Below are 14,605 nucleotides of genomic sequence, written 5' to 3'. Positions count from 1 at the left end.
GGGCGTTCAGGCAGATTACGGCAGCAGCAGCGCATGCTGGCTGGCCGTGTGGAAATCGCGCCACACGCGGTTGATGGCGCTGTCTTCGCGGGCCGCGTACAGGCCGCAATACGGATACACATCACCGACGGCCGCGCGGCATGCGGCGACCAGGTCCAGCGAACGGTCCTGCACGGCTTGCATGGCGTCCGCGCCGAGCGCCGCACCGCCCGCCACCTGCGCCCAGCTGTCGTCCAGCACGGCATAGAAGCGGGTGCGGGCGGCCGCGAACGTTTGTTTCCTGGCTTGCAGCATGGCGGCTACTTCCGGCACGTCCAGCAGTGGCAAGCCGGCGCGCGCATGGCGGCGGTGGCGCATGCCTTCTTCGGCCAGTTGCATGAAATGGCTGGCCATGCCGGCCACGTTGGCGGCCAGGGTCACGTAGGCCAGCGAATAGAACGGGTAGCGGTACAGGGGGCCGTCGGCCGTCGCGGCCGAAGGATCGATGGTGAAGCCGTGTTCCTTGGCAACCCATTGACCGTCGATGCGATAGCTGTGCGAGGCGCTGGCGCGCATGCCGATGCTGTTCCACGAGGGCACCAGCTGCACCAGGGCGGCGGGCACGAGGAAGGCGCGGATGCGCGGCTTGCCATCTGCATCGAGCAGGGGCTGGCCATCGCGCCGCAGCCGGGCGTTCAGCGTGAAGTGGGTCGCCATCGGCGCGCCGCTGGCGTAGTCCCAGCTGCCCGTGATGCGGTAGCCGTCGCCTTCCTCTTCCGCATCACCGGTGGCCGCGCCGCTGCCGCCCAGGCAGACGCGGGGCGTGCCGATGATGGCCCGCGCCATGTCGGGCGCCAGGAAGCCCGCAAACCATCCCGCGCCCGCGCACAGGGTCAGCACCCAGCCCATGCTGCCGTCGACGGCGGCCACGGCTTCCTCCAGGCGCACCACTTGCGGCAAGGGCAGCTCGGCTCCGCCCGCGCCGCGCGGCGCCAGCATCGTCAGCCAGCCGCGCCGGTGCAGCAAGGCTTGCTGGGCCGGATGCAGGAAGCGGGCGGCGTCGGCGGCCGGCGCATGGCGCGCGATGCGGCGCGCGTCACGCCCGGAAAGGGTAGCAGGGGTAGCGAGGGCAGCGTGCGGCATGGGTAGAATCCGGCAATGGCGAAGGCGGGCATTTTCGCACAGCGCGGGGTGCCGGCGGTAGCCGGCGCCTGTTGCGGCGCCAGTCCCGCGCCTGTAAGCTGCAGGAAAAGGGGAAAAACATGTGCAGATTCGTCCATGCGGGAAGCGCGGCGGCATTGCTGCTGTGCCTGGCGGCTTGCGCCAGCGTGCCGCCACCGCCGCCCGTGGTCATGCTGGGCAAGGAAGACATCACCGTGGCGGGCCGGCGCGTCCACACGGTGGACGAGATGCTGGCCGTCCTGTCCGAGGAGCATATTGCCAGCGTTGCCTTGCGCACACAGCCGGACGTGCCGTATGAGCGCGTCGGTGCCGTGATCTATTCCATCTTCCGCGCCGGCAGGAAAGTGTCGGAAGTGGGCGCCGCAGCGCCGTAAGCCTGCATGCCGCCGTTTTGCCGCATCATGGCGCGGACTAGCGCCACCCACCAGGAGCTTCCATGAGCGCATCGGCTGCGACGCAAATGAACCGCTGGCAAGATGCCAGCGCCGGCCTGTCGATCGCCGGCCTGCTGCTGCCGGAAGCGGTGGCGTATGCCAGCATCGGCAACCTGGCGCCGCAGGCGGGCATCCTGGCCCTGTTTGCGGGCTTGCTGTGCTACGGCGTGCTGGGCACGAGCCGCTTTGCCATCGTCTCGGCCACGTCGTCCTCGGCCGCCGTGCTGGCCGCCGCCATGGCATCCATGCCAGGCGGCACGGCGGGGCACCGGCTGATGCTGATGGCGGGACTGGTGATATTGACGGGGGCATTTTTCCTGCTGGCCTGGCTGGCCAGGCTGGGCAGCATCACGGAATTCATCGCCAAGCCCGTGCTGCGGGGCTTTTCCTTCGGCCTGGCCATCGTGATCATCGTGAAACAGCTGCCCGGCGTGCTGGGCGTGCAGCCAGCGCACGGCGATGTGCCGCATCTGCTGGCAGGCCTTCTGGCAGGCGCAGGGCAGTGGAACGGCAGCGGCGCCGGCCTGTGCGCGGCGGCGCTGCTGTCGCTGTTCCTGCTGCGGCGGCTGCAGCGCTGGCCTGCCGGCCTGATCGTCATCGCGCTGGGCATCGCCGCCGGGCAATGGCTGGACTTGCCGCGCCATGGCGTGGCCCTGGTGGGCGCCATCGATGTGCGCCTGGCCATGCCTGTCTTGCCGCGCCTGACGCAGGCGGAATGGACGCGCCTGGCCGAGCTGGCGTTTGCGCTGGCGCTGATCCTGTATGCGGAATCGTATGGCGCCATCCGCAGTTTTGCCTTGAAGCATGGCGACGCCGTGGCGCCCGAGCGCGACTTGCTGGCGCTGGGCGCGGCGAACGTGGTGGCGGGCCTGTTCCAGGCCATGCCGGTGGGCGCCGGCTATTCGGCCACTTCCGCCAACGAGGCGGCCGGCGCCACCTCGCGCCTGGCGGGGCTGGTGGCCGCCGCCGTCGTGGGCGTCATCGTGCTGACCCTGCTGCCGCTGGTGGCCCTGATCCCCGTGCCCGTGCTGGCTGCCGTGGTCATCCATGCCGTCAGCCATACGCTGAACCCTGTTTCCTTGCGGCCTTATTTCACCTGGCGCCGCGACCGCCTGCTGGTGCTGGCGGCCATTGCCGGCGTGCTGCTGTTCGGCGTACTCGACGGCTTGCTGGCAGCCATCGCCATGAGCCTGCTACTGATGCTGCGCTGCCTGTCGCGGCCGGGCCTGTCCGTGCTGGGCCGGCTGGGCGACAGCCACGATTACGTGAAACTGGCGTTGTACCCAGCGGCCCGCGCGCAGCCCGACACGTTGATCCTGCGCCTCGATGAACCCTTGTTCTTCGTCAATGCCGAGCGCAGCCTGCACCTGGCGCGCACCCTGCTGGAGGAGCGGGCCGGTCCGCTGCGCAAGGTGATCCTCAGCCTGGAAGAGTCGCCCGACCTCGATGGCAGCAGCGTCGAAGCCTTGCGCGACTTTGCCGCGTTTGCGCGCCAGCGGGGGCTGGCCGTGGCGCTGGCGCGGCTGAAGGAGCCGGCGTGCGCCGTGCTGCAACTGGCGCTGCGCGACATGCTGGCTGCCGAGGCGGGGCCGGCGCTGCTGCTCAGCGAATTGAGCGTGGCCGAGGCCGTGCGCCTGCTGGGCTGCGCCACGCCTGAAAAGTAGCGGCGACTATGCTACGCTGGCGGCCAGGCCATGCATCTGGGAGACGGTATGACAAGCGTGAAACCGCAACTGGTCAAGGGACGGCTGAACAAGCTGCTGCCCACGCAAATCACGGTGGGCATGGCCGAGGTGGCGCTCAAGCGCGCGCATTGGGCCAGCCTGGGCCGGAAGGCGCGGGCTGCGGCGCTGGCCGACCACTGGTTTCCCAGCATTATCGGTCCGGAAGGGCGCCACTACATCGTCGACCACCACCATTTCGGCCTGGCGCTGCACCAGGAAGGCGTGAAAAGCGTCAGTTTGATGATCCTCAAGGATTTGTCCTGGCTGGAGCCGCTGCACTTCTGGCATGTGATGGACCACCATCAGTGGGTGCACCCGTACGACAGCGAAGGTTTGCGCCGCGATTTTTCCGCCATCCCCCGGCACCTGAGCGGCTTGCACGACGATCCCTACCGCAGCCTGGCCGGCGAATTGCGCAGCGCGGGCGGCTACGCCAAGGACGTGACGCCGTTCAGTGAATTCCTGTGGGCCGATTTCTTGCGCAGCCGCATCGCGCCCGCCAGCCTGCAGAAAAATTTCGCCAAGGCACTGGCACAGGCCATGAAGCTGGCGCGCAGCCAGCAGGCGCGCTATTTGCCGGGCTGGAGCGGCATCGTGCCGCCCGCCTGAACCGCCTGCCGCTACAGCAGGAAGGCGCTGCCGGCCGCCAGTATGCCGGCCGCCGCCGCGCCCACCGAGCCCCACAGCAGCCAGCGGCGCCGCGTCAGCACGGTGATGGCGGCCAGCGCTACGGCGATCTGGATGAAGGTCAGGGCCATGGCCAGCCGTTCGTGCGGGCGCAGCTTGGCTTCCGATGCCTCGCCCAGCTTCCTCGACTGCTCTTCCAGCTGGCGCGCCTGCGCCTGCACCAGGGGCTTTTCCCGTTCCTGCCGCGCCTGTTCCGCCAGGAAGCGCGCCCGCACCTCAGGTACGCTGGCCAGCGCGGCCGTCGCTTCGGCGATATGTCCCTTCGTCGACTTCGCCTGGTACAAGGCCCACTGGTCGCTCGCCTGTGCCTGTTTCAGGATGCTCTCGTTCTTCAGGAACATGGCCTCGTTCTGCGCGTTGCCGCTCTGGTAGCTGATCAGGGCGCCGATGGTGGCGAGGATGGCCGTCATCAGGGCGATTTTCTGCGTCAGGCCATCGCGCTCCTTCTCCGTCGCCTCTTCCACGGCGTGCTCATGGGGGCTGGGTACTTCGTATTCTTCTTCCATGGCGGACCTTTCGCGGGGGCAGGAGGAGGGATCATGTGTCGACATGGCGATACTACCGCATCCGCCGTGCAAGCTGGCGGGCGCCGCGACATGGTGCGAACGGGCATAAGCGGGTACAGTAAGGCGTTCTCCCCTTGAAAGCGCACAGCCCATGAGCACGTCCCGTCTGCCCGACCCGCACTTCGCCGAGAAAGTCCGCGCCAGTTTCGATCTGCAAAACGCCATGACCCTGATCCAGGCCAGCCTGCCCGTGGTGGCGCATGGCAGCACGGAAATCCACGTGCCGCACTGGCGCGGCATCGAGCAGCAGCACGGTTTCGTGCATGGCGGCGTGGTGGGCATGATCGCGGACTCGGCCGCCGGCTACGCGGCCATGACCATGGTGGCCGACGGCGCGTCCGTGCTGACGGTGGAATACAAGATGAACCTGCTGGCGCCCGCCGATGGCGAGAAACTGATCGCGCGCGGCAAGGTGGTGCGCCCGGGGCGCACTCTGATCGTCACGCAAGCCGAAGTATTCGCCGTGCGCGATGGCAAGGAAATCCTGTGCGCGCTGATGCAGCAAACCATCATGGTGATGCACGGCAAGTCGGAAAAGACGTGAGCCGTGCACCGGGCGATGGCGCTCAAGCCGCCTTGGCCAGTCCTTCCGCTTCCAAAGCCGCCTTGACGCTGTCGCGCCGGGCCACTCTGGCCAGGAAGGCTTGCACATGCGCCAGCGCGGACAAGTCCACGCCCACGCCTGGCGCCCAGCCCGTGATGACGAACAGATAGGCGTCGGCGACCGTGAACGTGTCGCCCGTCAGGTAGGCCCGGCCTTCCAGGCGGCTGTCCACCCATTTGTACTTCTTGCCCAGTTGCTGGACGAACAAGGCCTTGGCGGCCGCGTCGATGCGTGGATCGAACAGGGGACTGAACGATTTATGCAGCTCGGACGTGATGTAGTTCTGCCATTCCAGCACCTTGTAGCGGGCAAAACTGCCCACGGACGGCAGCAAGTCCTGTCGGCCAGCCTGTTCCGCGATGTACTGGGCGATGACGGGGCCTTCGCTCAAGGTCGTTCCATCGGCGAGCGCCAGCAGCGGCACCTGGCCTTTCGGGTTGAGTTCGTAGTAATTGCCGCCTTCCTGCGTCCGGTGCTGGCCCAGGTCGACCTTGACCAGGGTGAATGGCGTGCCCGTTTCGCGCAGGATGATGTGCGGCGCCTGCGAGCAGGCGCCCGGCGAATAAAAGAGTTTCATGGCGATCCTTGAACAGGTGGGAAAGTAGCCACTATAGTCCTGCGCCGCCGCACGGTAAACGCATGTTCGTTTGGCGACTGTCCACGCCCGGTGGACGATTGCGCTGGCTCAAACGCGGGGGTAGCGCAAGGTGTCGAGCAGCAAGGTAAACGCGGGAGAAGGGTGGCGCCGGCTCGGGTAATACAGCTTGTAGCCCGCGTACGCGGGGCACCAGTCGTCCAGCACGCGGACCAGGCGGCCATCGGCCACGTAAGGCAGCACCACGTCTTCCGGCATGCAGGCCAGGCCCAGGCCATCGAGGGCCGAATGCAAGCGCATGGCCATGTTGTTGTAGATCATCTGACCTTCCACGCGCACCTTCAGTTCCTGCCCATCCTTGGAAAATTCCCAGGCAAACAGGCCGCCCAGGGTGGGCAGGCGCATGTTGATGCAGTTGTGCGCCATCAAGTCCTGCGGCGTGACGGGCGGCGGATTCCGGCTGAAATAGGCGGGCGAGGCAACGATGGCCATGCGGAAATCGGGGCCGATGGGCATGGCGATCATGTCCTTGGCCACTTGCTCGCCCAGGCGCACGCCCGCGTCGCAGCGCGCGGCCACGATGTCGGTCATGCCATTGTCGACGATGACTTCGATGTGGATGTCGGGATAGTCCGGCAGCAAACGGGCGATGGCCGGCTGCAGCACCGTCAGCGCCGAATGCTCGCCCGCGCTGATGCGGATGTTGCCGGCCGGCTTGTCGCGCCGTGCGCTGAGCAGGGCTAGTTCCGCCTCGATCTCGTCGAAGCGGGGCGCCACCGTGCGCAGCAGCTGTTCGCCCGCCTCCGTGGGCGAGACGCTGCGCGTGGTGCGCACCAGCAGGCGCAAGTCGAGCCGCTCTTCCAGCGCGCGCACGGTCTGGCTCAGCGCCGACTGCGACACGCCCAGCTTGGCCGCCGCCCGGGTAAAACTGCCTTCGCGGGCCACGGCCACGAAGGCGAGTATGTCGTTGAAGTTGGTTTGTGCCATGGCGGATGTCTTTTCAATTCATTAGTTGTGCTAATAAGTTCATGCAGACTTTACCATCTATTCATGGTAATGCATACGGCTTACAGTGATGGCATGAACAATCCGCCAGTTGCTACTCCCTCTGCCGCGCCGCACAAGGCGGCCATCCTCGCCATCATTCTTGTCAGTTACGTGATGATCGTGCTCGACACGTCCATCGTGCTGACGGGCTTGCCGAACATCCACCAGGAACTGGGCTTTACGGATACGGGCCTGGCCTGGGTGCAAAGCGCCTACACGCTGATGACGTTTGGCGGCTTGCTGCTGCTGGCCGCGCGCGCCGGCGACGTGCTTGGCCGGCGCCGCCTGCTGCAGCTGGGCCTGGCGCTGTTCACGCTGGCGTCGCTGGCCATCGGCCTGGCGCAGTCGCCGGCCATGATGATCGCCGCGCGCGCCATCCAGGGCGTGGGCGCGGCCATCCTGGCGCCATCCACCCTGGCCTTGCTGCAAACCACATTTGCGGAAGGGCGCGAACGCACGCGGGCCATCGCCCTGTACAGCGCGGTGGCGGGCATCGCCGCCAGCGTGGGCCTGGTGTTGGGCGGCGTGCTGGCCGAATGGCTGTCGTGGCGCGTGGGGTTCTTCATCAACCTGCCCATCGGCGCCGCCATGCTGGTGGCCGCGCGCCGCTATATCGCCGACAGTGAAACCATCCGGGGCCGCTTCGACGTGGCCGGCGCGGCCAGTTCCACCCTCGGCATGTCGGCCCTCGTGTACGGCTTGATCCGCTCGGCCGGCGCCGGCTGGGGGGATGCCTTGACGCAAGCTGCGCTGGCGGCGGGCGTGCTGTTGCTGGCCGCTTTCATCCTGATCGAACGGCGCACCGCGCAGCCCATCCTGCCGCTGCGCCTGTTTGCCGATCGGCAGCGCAATGCCGCGTACGGGGCCAGGGTATTGTTCATGGGCGCCATGATCGGGTTTTTCTTCTTCACCACGCAATTGCTGCAAGTGGTGCTCGGTTATCCGCCCTCGCTGACGGGCCTCGCTTTCCTGCCCATGACCCTGGTCAACTTCGGCGTGGCCCTGTGCGTGCCGCGCTTGACGCGCCGGCTCGGCAATGCGCGCTTGCTGGCGATGGGACTGGGCTTGACCCTGCTGGGCATGGCCTGGCTGAGCCGTGTCGACGCTGGCACGGCCTACTGGCTGGGCGTGGCCCTGCCCATGGTGCTGATCGGCGCGGGGCAGGGCATGGCCTTGAGTCCCCTGACGGCGGCCGGCGTGGCCGGCGTGCCGGCGCAGGATGCGGGCGCCGCCTCGGGCGTCGTCAGCGTGGCGCACCAGCTGGGCAGTTCGCTGGGGCTGGCGGCGCTGGTGGCGATCTCGGCCTTTGGCGCGCACCAGCTCGTTGGCGTGCCGCTGCTGGCGCACCGCGTGACGCTGGCCCTGGGCAGCGCGGCCGCCATGCTGGCGCTGGCCTTGCTGCTGGTGCTGTCAAGCCGCCGCGGCGGCTGACCACTCGCGCAGCAATTGTCCGAACGCGTCGGCCGCCGCCGTGCTGCCGGCGGCGCGCCAGAGCAGCTGGAACTGGGCGGCGGGCAGGGCGGGCAAGCCGTGCTGGCCATCGATGACCATCATGCCCGGCTCCAGGTCGCCTTGCGGCAGGGCCGTGACGGCCAGCCCAGCCAGCACGGCGGCGCGCAAGCCCTGCTGGCTGGGCGAGGTGAACGCCACGCGCCAGTCGAGGCCGGCGCCATCGAGGGCGTCGACGCCCACATGCCGGTGCATGCAGGGTGCCGGTGAAAACGCCAGCGGCAGCGGCAGCGCGCCGTCGTGCCGGAAATCCTGCGCCGCGGCCCAGACGAAGCGCGTGCGGCGCAGCACGGCCGCTTCATCTTGCCCGTCCGCCAGGACCATGACGACGGCCAGGTCCAGCGCATCGGCGGCGACCAGTTTTTGCAAGTCAAGATAGGTGCCGACCGTCACATCCAGGCGCACGGCGGGAAACAGGTGGGCGAACTGCGCCAGCAGGGCAGGCAGGCGTGCGCCCATGAAATTTTCCGGCACGCCGAAGCGCACGGCGCCCGCAAGCGCGGAACGCTGGAAGCGGCGTGACAGCGCATCCTGGGCCGCCAGCACCTGCCGCGCGTGGCGCAGAAAATCCTCGCCATCTTCCGTCAGGCGCAGGCTGCGCGTCGTGCGCACCAGCAAGGGCGTGCCCGCTTGCTCTTCCAGGCGGCGGATCTGGTGGCTGATGGCGGACTGGCTCAGGTGCAGCCGTTCGGCGGCGCGCGTAAAGCCGCCCGTGTCCTGTACGGCGACCAAGGCGCGCAGCAGGGCGGTATCGAAGTCCATGGCGTGACGCTCCCGTGATTCATGATGAAAATGAATGAATTGTACAAAATTTTATCATTTCCCTCATGAGTCGCGGCTTTCTAGAATGGTGGCTCCCCGTGCGCCGGCATCGCGCGCACCTCCATGACTACCGTACTCAAGGCTTCGATGCTACTTAATACTTCGCAACAAAATGCAGTGACCCTGGCCGCCGTCTGCCTGGCCTCGCTCATGTTCGGCCTGGAAATTTCCAGTGTGCCCGTCATCCTGCCCACCCTGGAAACCGTGCTGCATGGCGACTTCAAGGACTTGCAATGGATCATGAATGCCTACACCCTGGCTTGCACCACCGTGCTGATGGCCACGGGCACCCTGGCCGACCGCTATGGCCGCAAGCGCCTGCTGCTGGCCAGCCTGGCGCTGTTCGGCCTCAGTTCGCTGGCCTGCGGCTGGGCCGGCGGCACGGGCGTGCTGATCGCCGCGCGCGCGCTGCAAGGCATGGCTGGCGGCGCCATGCTGATTTGCCAGGTAGCCGTGCTGTCGCAGCAGTTCCCGGCCGGCGCCGCGCGGGGCCGGGCGTTCGGCGCCTGGGGCATCGTGTTTGGCCTGGGCCTGGGCTTCGGCCCCATCATCGGCGCCGCCATCGTCGCGCTGTCGAATTGGCAGTGGGTATTCCTCGTGCACGGCCCGCTGGCGCTGGCGGCCCTGCTGCTGGTGGCGCTGGGCGTGAGCGAATCGCGCGACCCGCAGCAGCGCAGGCTGGACGTGGCCGGCATCGCCACGCTGTCGCTGGCCGTGTTCAGCCTGGCGTGGTGCCTCACGCAGGGGCCGGCGCTGGGTTTCGATGATCCCCGTGCGCTGGCCAGCCTGGCCGTGGCGCTGGCCGGTTTTGCCGCGTTTGCCGTCATCGAACGGCGCCAGGCGGCACCGATGGTCGACTTTTCCGTCTTCCGCATCCGCCGCTTCTCGGGCGCGCTGCTCGGTTCGGCGGGCATGAATTGCAGTTTCTGGCCGTTCATGATCTATCTGCCCCTGTACGTGCAATATGGCCTCGGCTACAGCAGTCTGGACACGGGCCTGACCTTGCTGGCCTACACCTTGCCCACCTTGCTCGTGCCGCCCCTGGCCGAGCGGCTGGCGTTGCGCTACCGGGCCGATGCCGTCATTCCTGCCGGCTTGCTGGCCATCGGCACGGGTTTGCTGCTGATGCTGTGGGGCAGCCGCGCGGACGCCGCCAGCTGGCTGACGATTTTGCCCGGCTGCCTGCTGGCGGGCACGGGCCTGGGGCTGACCAATACCCCCGTCACCAACACGACGACGGCTGCCGTGCCGGGCGAACGGGCGGGCATGGCGTCCAGCATCGACATCAGCGCGCGCATGGTCAGCCTGTCCATCAATATCGCGCTGATGGGTTTTATCCTCGTCGCAGCCATCGAGTCCGCCTTGCGCCGGCATGTGCCTGCCGGGATTGACGGGGCGGCATTGCGGGCGTTGGCGGAGGCAGTGTCGGCAGGCAAGGGCGGCGCGCTGCCGGCCGGCGTGGCGAAGCTTGCGCTGGCACAAGGTTTTGGCGCCGTGATGCTGTACGGCGGCGTTGCCGCCTGCCTGTTCGCCGTGGCCAGCTGGCTCGTGTTTGGCGTTGGACGTGCGGGTGCGCCAAGGCTTGGGAGGCTATAATCTGGGCACGTTGACAAGTGTTGCTCAACGTCATTACGAGGCCGTCCATGCATAAACTGATTTCCGAACTCACCCGCCTGTACCTGTTCGATGAACAGCAGCACTATGTCGATGGCGAGGGCGGCGTGCAGCCGCTGACGCCGGCCGTGCTGGCGCGCCATCTGTCGGGCGAGCAGACGGTAGCGGTGCGACTCGTGACCGGGAGCGGCCTGACGCGCGCGCTGGTGCTGGAGTTTGGCGGCAAGGGCGGCGGCGAGGCGCACTGGAGCGCGCTGTGCGCTATCGCCAATGCCGTGCAGCACGAGCTGGACTTGCCGGCGCCCGCCGTCAGCATCTCGGGCACGGCGTTCCAGTTATGGCTGTCGCTGGCCACGCCCGTGCCCGTCGCCCAGGCGCGCCAGTTCGTGCAACTGCTGCGCTCGACCTTTTTGCCTGCCTCGACCGACATCCTCGCCGCCGCGCCGCCCGCCGACGTGGAACAGGTGGCGCTGCCGCCAGGCCTGCAGCCGTCGGGCAAGTGGGCCGCCTTCATCCACCCCAGCATGGGCGCCGCCTTCGTCGACGAACCTGGCCTGGACATGCCGCCGCCGCCCGCCGCCCAGCTGGGCTTCCTGGAAAGCTTGCGCAGCATCAATCCGGCCCAGTTCGCGCAGGCGCTGGCGAAATTGCAGGGACATGCGGGCCTTTCGGAGTCTTCGCCAGCGCCTGTTCCCGTGGCCGCATCGCCTGTTGCATCTTCCGCCACCGCGCCAGGCTTGCTGTTGCAGGACGCCACCCTGGAAGACATCGTGCGCTGGCTGCATGCGCGCAACATCGAACCGACGTTCCGGCACCGGTTGCCGTAGCCACGGCATGGCTGGCTTGAGGTGAACAAGCAATATATATCGACATTCAGAACAATTGAAATTTCGGATGAAAGGCAGTATTCAATGGATTTCCATGTAGTCGCAAATTCCTATAATTGCTACGGTGGTCACACAACGTTGTCTCCGATCGGGGATTTTCTTCTCGCGGGCAGCGGCAGTTTTGGCGACGCGATCCAGGAAATTGCGGTCACGCTTCACTTCAGGGACTCTGGTCCGGCAAAGAAGACGCTGGAATCTCTGTTGGAGGCGCACAATAATTTCCGCGCAACGCTACCGAAGATCACTTATCGAAGAGCAAAGGGCAAGGTCGAGATCGACATCGCCAGCGAATTGATGGAAGGCCGGGACTGGACGCGTTCTTCAATATTGTCTTTGCCACTTTTTAAGGCAGGTGTGGATGAAGTCATCCATGCATTAGGGCTATTGAGCAAGCGATTGAAGCGCACTGATGATTTTAGCCTGGAGAAATTTCTGGACCACTGTGAAGCTGCCAGAAAACGCGTCCCGGATTCCGAGGAAGCTCTGCAACTCCTGGCATCCGGGCTGGAGGCAGCGGCACAAGCCAAGCGTGATGGAATGTCGGCCTGGGAGCAGTTGGGAATCGACTGGGAAGACTTTCATCCCAATGCACGCGAGATATTGGATGATCCATTTTTTTGGAATTGCACGGATGATTTCTCGCCGAACGGCAATGATACTGGCGCTGATCTTCTGGAGAGCTATCGCGATTGGCACAAGACGCACAAGGATGTCACGCCAATTCGATTCCTCGAGAAACTGGCAAAGCAGTGGGGATACGCCGACATACACGCCATGGACGATGACGTGCGCTGCGAAGCGTCGATTGCTCTCGCATTTGCGGATATCAAGTTAAGAGCGGCATGCAACCAACAGGCGCGACAACTGGCATTGGACGCTATCGGGCAGCAAAGAGCCCAGGCGCTGGCCGCGGGTGACTGGTCTCATCGCGAAGAAAAGCTACATGCTTTGGATCAGATCGAAGCAAAGTTGAAGCAAATGGATAACACCATGGCGCATTTGACGCGCTGAAGCGCGGCGATCACTTTGACGTTGAATGTGATTTCGAGCGGCACAATGGGGCGTAAGCTGCCAACGACAGCAGCCACAAGCGGCTATGGGAAAGCACTTTTCCGCTAACCCAGTCAATATTACAGTTGCACTTGATTAGAGATGTACTTGAAAAAACATCAGAAAATGATATGCGTGGCGCTAGGTGCGATGCTGTTGTGGCCAGTAGTGGCGCAGGCCGATATTATTCAGCGACACGTGTTTACGGCTATTTCTAACGAGAAAGATAGCAAAGGCGCCGATGTGCTGACCGTGGCGGAATCTACGGCCTGCGGCGGCAATCAGCTGCGCATAAAAGAGGGGATGCTGGAAAACAAAGATGAGTATGCGAGCCTCAGACTCGCACTCGCCGAGCGCATCCGTGACAAGACAGCAATGGTCGTGACCTTGTTTGGCTGCCCTGTCGGGAAAGCCGGCGATGAGGCCATTCCGTTTGCGCGCATGATGACCGACTGTGGCCCGGACTCCTGTCCCGACGGCAAGGCGCGCCTCTACCTGGACGAACAGCTGATGCCGCAGGTCAAGCATCGCTCGCCTTATGTGCTGGTGCTGCCCTTACCAAAAGCAGCGTTGCCCGGCACTTGGAAGGTGGAGATTTTCGATACCATCAAGAGCGATCTGATACGAATCTCCGGACAGACCAATGCAGCCGATTTTGTTTCTGGCAAGATGGTTGGCGGTTACCACTATTATGATCGAGATGGCAATATCAAATCGCAGGTAGAGCTAGATGAGCATGGCCGCGAACACGGCGTAGCAACTACGTATTTTAGTCATGACAAGCTGGAGTCGCAGGGGCAATGGCGCGATGGCCAGCCCGTGGGTGTGCAAAATAGTTACCATCTCAACGGTAAGGTAAGCATTCGTCAGGTTTACAGTGATAAGGGCGTGCTGCTGAGTACCCAGCAGTTCAACGAGCAAGGTGTGCTGGTGTATTCAAATGGTCAGAAGTCGAAAAAATGAACTGATGCGGTGTGCCAGGCTCCCAGAGTATGTAGAGAGACGTAGCAGTGATGCACGACGTCGTGGGGTTCCGGTTCGTTTTGAAGGTGGAGTGGTTGGCTGAAATCGGCCAGAAGCGGCCATTCGAAGCAGCGTGACAATGTGTGAGATTTTCTGATTGGCAATCCGCTATGCTCTGGTGCCGCTACCGGCCACAAGCGGTCGCTTACAAAAAATTAGGGGGCGCTTCATGCGCAAAGTCATAGCGAGCATCATTGCATTACTGAGTTTGAAAGGCGCCATGGCTGGCCAAGAGTCTCCATCAAATTTAAAACAGATCATTTACCGTGGCGGAATCGTTGTGTTCTCCCTGCCAGATGCGTGGGTGGAAGAGTATGAGCCAGAGGGAGGCGGCGTGTTTTATGCGCCAGGCGACGACACGGGCACCCTCCGCTTAGACGTTATTACTGCCAAGTCCCCAAGTCCCGTATCATCATCTGCTAGTGGTGAAGTGCTCGCGAAAATTGGATATCCGCATGCGGAAAACCTACCGACTGGAGGCGCCATATCTAAGCATGTTTCTCGGGAAGTGGATCGTGGCGCTCCCATCACCATATATTGGTGGTACGTCGCAAATGTTGTGGAGCCAGACCATGTGCGTGTCGCTAGTTTCAGCTACTCGATTTTGAGCTCTCAGGAAAAGTCCGAAAGGACTGCATCTGACATTTCGTTTATTGAACAGTCAATTCGCAACGCTCGTTTTAGTCCAGTGGTTGGAAAATAGGTATTGGCACATTTGACGAGAAAAGGCCCAATGCTGCCCACTCAGAAAATATCTGGTGAAACAGCCCTTCAGGCCTTTGAACGCTGTGCTTGACCGCGAGCAAAGTAATCTGCGCTCAGTAACCGTTGTCCGCTTTGGGGCGACAGCGGACGGTCGCCCAGGCTCCGAGTCTGCCTGCA

General features: G+C 64.6%; 15 protein-coding genes. 10 read left to right on the top strand and 5 right to left on the bottom strand.

Annotated features, from left to right (window positions below; genetic code table 11):
- Nucleotides 1-15: 15 nt before the first annotated feature.
- Complete coding sequence (locus tag OX460_RS07075) at nt 16-1,122, bottom strand: acyl-CoA dehydrogenase (RefSeq protein WP_289898211.1); 1,107 nt, start codon at nt 1,120-1,122, stop codon at nt 16-18.
- A 119-nt stretch (nt 1,123-1,241) separates the two neighbouring features.
- Here OX460_RS07075 and OX460_RS07070 point away from each other — a divergent pair, with 119 nt between their 5' ends.
- From OX460_RS07070 to OX460_RS07060, 3 genes are all read left to right on the top strand, one after another.
- A complete protein-coding gene (locus OX460_RS07070) occupies nt 1,242-1,535 on the top strand; it encodes a hypothetical protein (RefSeq protein WP_289898210.1) in 294 nt (97 codons plus the stop codon).
- A gap of 62 nt (nt 1,536-1,597) precedes the next feature.
- Nucleotides 1,598-3,259 carry a SulP family inorganic anion transporter gene (locus OX460_RS07065; protein WP_289898209.1) on the top strand — a complete coding sequence of 554 codons (1,662 nt, stop codon included), beginning with the start codon at nt 1,598-1,600 and terminating at the stop codon, nt 3,257-3,259.
- Nucleotides 3,260-3,307: 48 nt separating this feature from the next.
- The gene (locus OX460_RS07060; RefSeq protein WP_289898208.1) at nt 3,308-3,928 is read left to right on the top strand and encodes a ParB-like protein; all 621 of its coding nucleotides are present in this window, start codon (nt 3,308-3,310) and stop codon (nt 3,926-3,928) included.
- Nucleotides 3,929-3,939: 11 nt separating this feature from the next.
- Here OX460_RS07060 and OX460_RS07055 read toward each other — a convergent pair whose 3' ends face one another.
- Nucleotides 3,940-4,512: a DUF4337 domain-containing protein gene (locus OX460_RS07055; RefSeq protein WP_251349074.1), complete on the bottom strand. Its 573-nt coding sequence runs from the start codon at nt 4,510-4,512 to the stop codon at nt 3,940-3,942.
- 151 nt (nt 4,513-4,663) lie between these two features.
- On the opposite strand from OX460_RS07055, the gene OX460_RS07050 reads away from it, so the two are divergent.
- On the top strand, nt 4,664-5,116 hold the full coding sequence (locus OX460_RS07050) for a PaaI family thioesterase (protein ID WP_289898207.1): 453 nt from the start codon (nt 4,664-4,666) through the stop codon (nt 5,114-5,116).
- A gap of 22 nt (nt 5,117-5,138) precedes the next feature.
- Here the strand turns inward: OX460_RS07050 and gstA are convergent, their stop codons facing one another.
- A complete protein-coding gene (gene gstA / locus OX460_RS07045) occupies nt 5,139-5,753 on the bottom strand; it encodes a glutathione transferase GstA (protein WP_289898206.1) in 615 nt (204 codons plus the stop codon).
- A gap of 108 nt (nt 5,754-5,861) precedes the next feature.
- Entirely contained in the window at nt 5,862-6,758 is an 897-nt protein-coding gene (locus OX460_RS07040) for a LysR family transcriptional regulator (protein ID WP_289898205.1), read from the bottom strand.
- 93 nt (nt 6,759-6,851) lie between these two features.
- On the opposite strand from OX460_RS07040, the gene OX460_RS07035 reads away from it, so the two are divergent.
- Nucleotides 6,852-8,249: an MFS transporter gene (locus tag OX460_RS07035; RefSeq protein ID WP_289898204.1), complete on the top strand. Its 1,398-nt coding sequence runs from the start codon at nt 6,852-6,854 to the stop codon at nt 8,247-8,249.
- Here OX460_RS07035 and OX460_RS07030 read toward each other — a convergent pair.
- Nucleotides 8,229-9,089 carry a LysR family transcriptional regulator gene (locus OX460_RS07030; protein WP_289898203.1) on the bottom strand — a complete coding sequence of 287 codons (861 nt, stop codon included), beginning with the start codon at nt 9,087-9,089 and terminating at the stop codon, nt 8,229-8,231. The two genes, OX460_RS07035 and OX460_RS07030, sit on opposite strands and share 21 nt — an antisense overlap.
- Before the next feature lie 123 nt (nt 9,090-9,212).
- Between OX460_RS07030 and OX460_RS07025 the strand changes: the two genes are divergently transcribed.
- From OX460_RS07025 to OX460_RS07005, 5 genes are all read left to right on the top strand, one after another.
- Nucleotides 9,213-10,745, top strand: coding sequence for an MFS transporter (locus OX460_RS07025; protein ID WP_289898202.1), 1,533 nt, complete (start codon nt 9,213-9,215; stop codon nt 10,743-10,745).
- A gap of 47 nt (nt 10,746-10,792) precedes the next feature.
- Nucleotides 10,793-11,590 carry a hypothetical protein gene (locus OX460_RS07020; protein WP_289898201.1) on the top strand — a complete coding sequence of 266 codons (798 nt, stop codon included), beginning with the start codon at nt 10,793-10,795 and terminating at the stop codon, nt 11,588-11,590.
- A 21-nt stretch (nt 11,591-11,611) separates the two neighbouring features.
- Entirely contained in the window at nt 11,612-12,661 is a 1,050-nt protein-coding gene (locus OX460_RS07015; RefSeq protein WP_289898200.1) for a hypothetical protein, read from the top strand.
- Between the two features lie 147 nt (nt 12,662-12,808).
- Nucleotides 12,809-13,663 carry a hypothetical protein gene (locus tag OX460_RS07010; protein WP_289898199.1) on the top strand — a complete coding sequence of 285 codons (855 nt, stop codon included), beginning with the start codon at nt 12,809-12,811 and terminating at the stop codon, nt 13,661-13,663.
- Nucleotides 13,664-13,892: 229 nt separating this feature from the next.
- On the top strand, nt 13,893-14,426 hold the full coding sequence (locus OX460_RS07005) for a hypothetical protein (protein ID WP_143451323.1): 534 nt from the start codon (nt 13,893-13,895) through the stop codon (nt 14,424-14,426).
- The last annotated feature ends 179 nt before the right edge of the window (nt 14,427-14,605 follow it).

Source organism: Janthinobacterium sp. SUN033 (genome assembly GCF_030397595.1).
Taxonomy (GTDB): domain Bacteria; phylum Pseudomonadota; class Gammaproteobacteria; order Burkholderiales; family Burkholderiaceae_D; genus Janthinobacterium; species Janthinobacterium kumbetense.
Note: the sequence above shows the minus strand (reverse complement) of the source record. Positions and strands in the feature narration are given on the sequence as shown.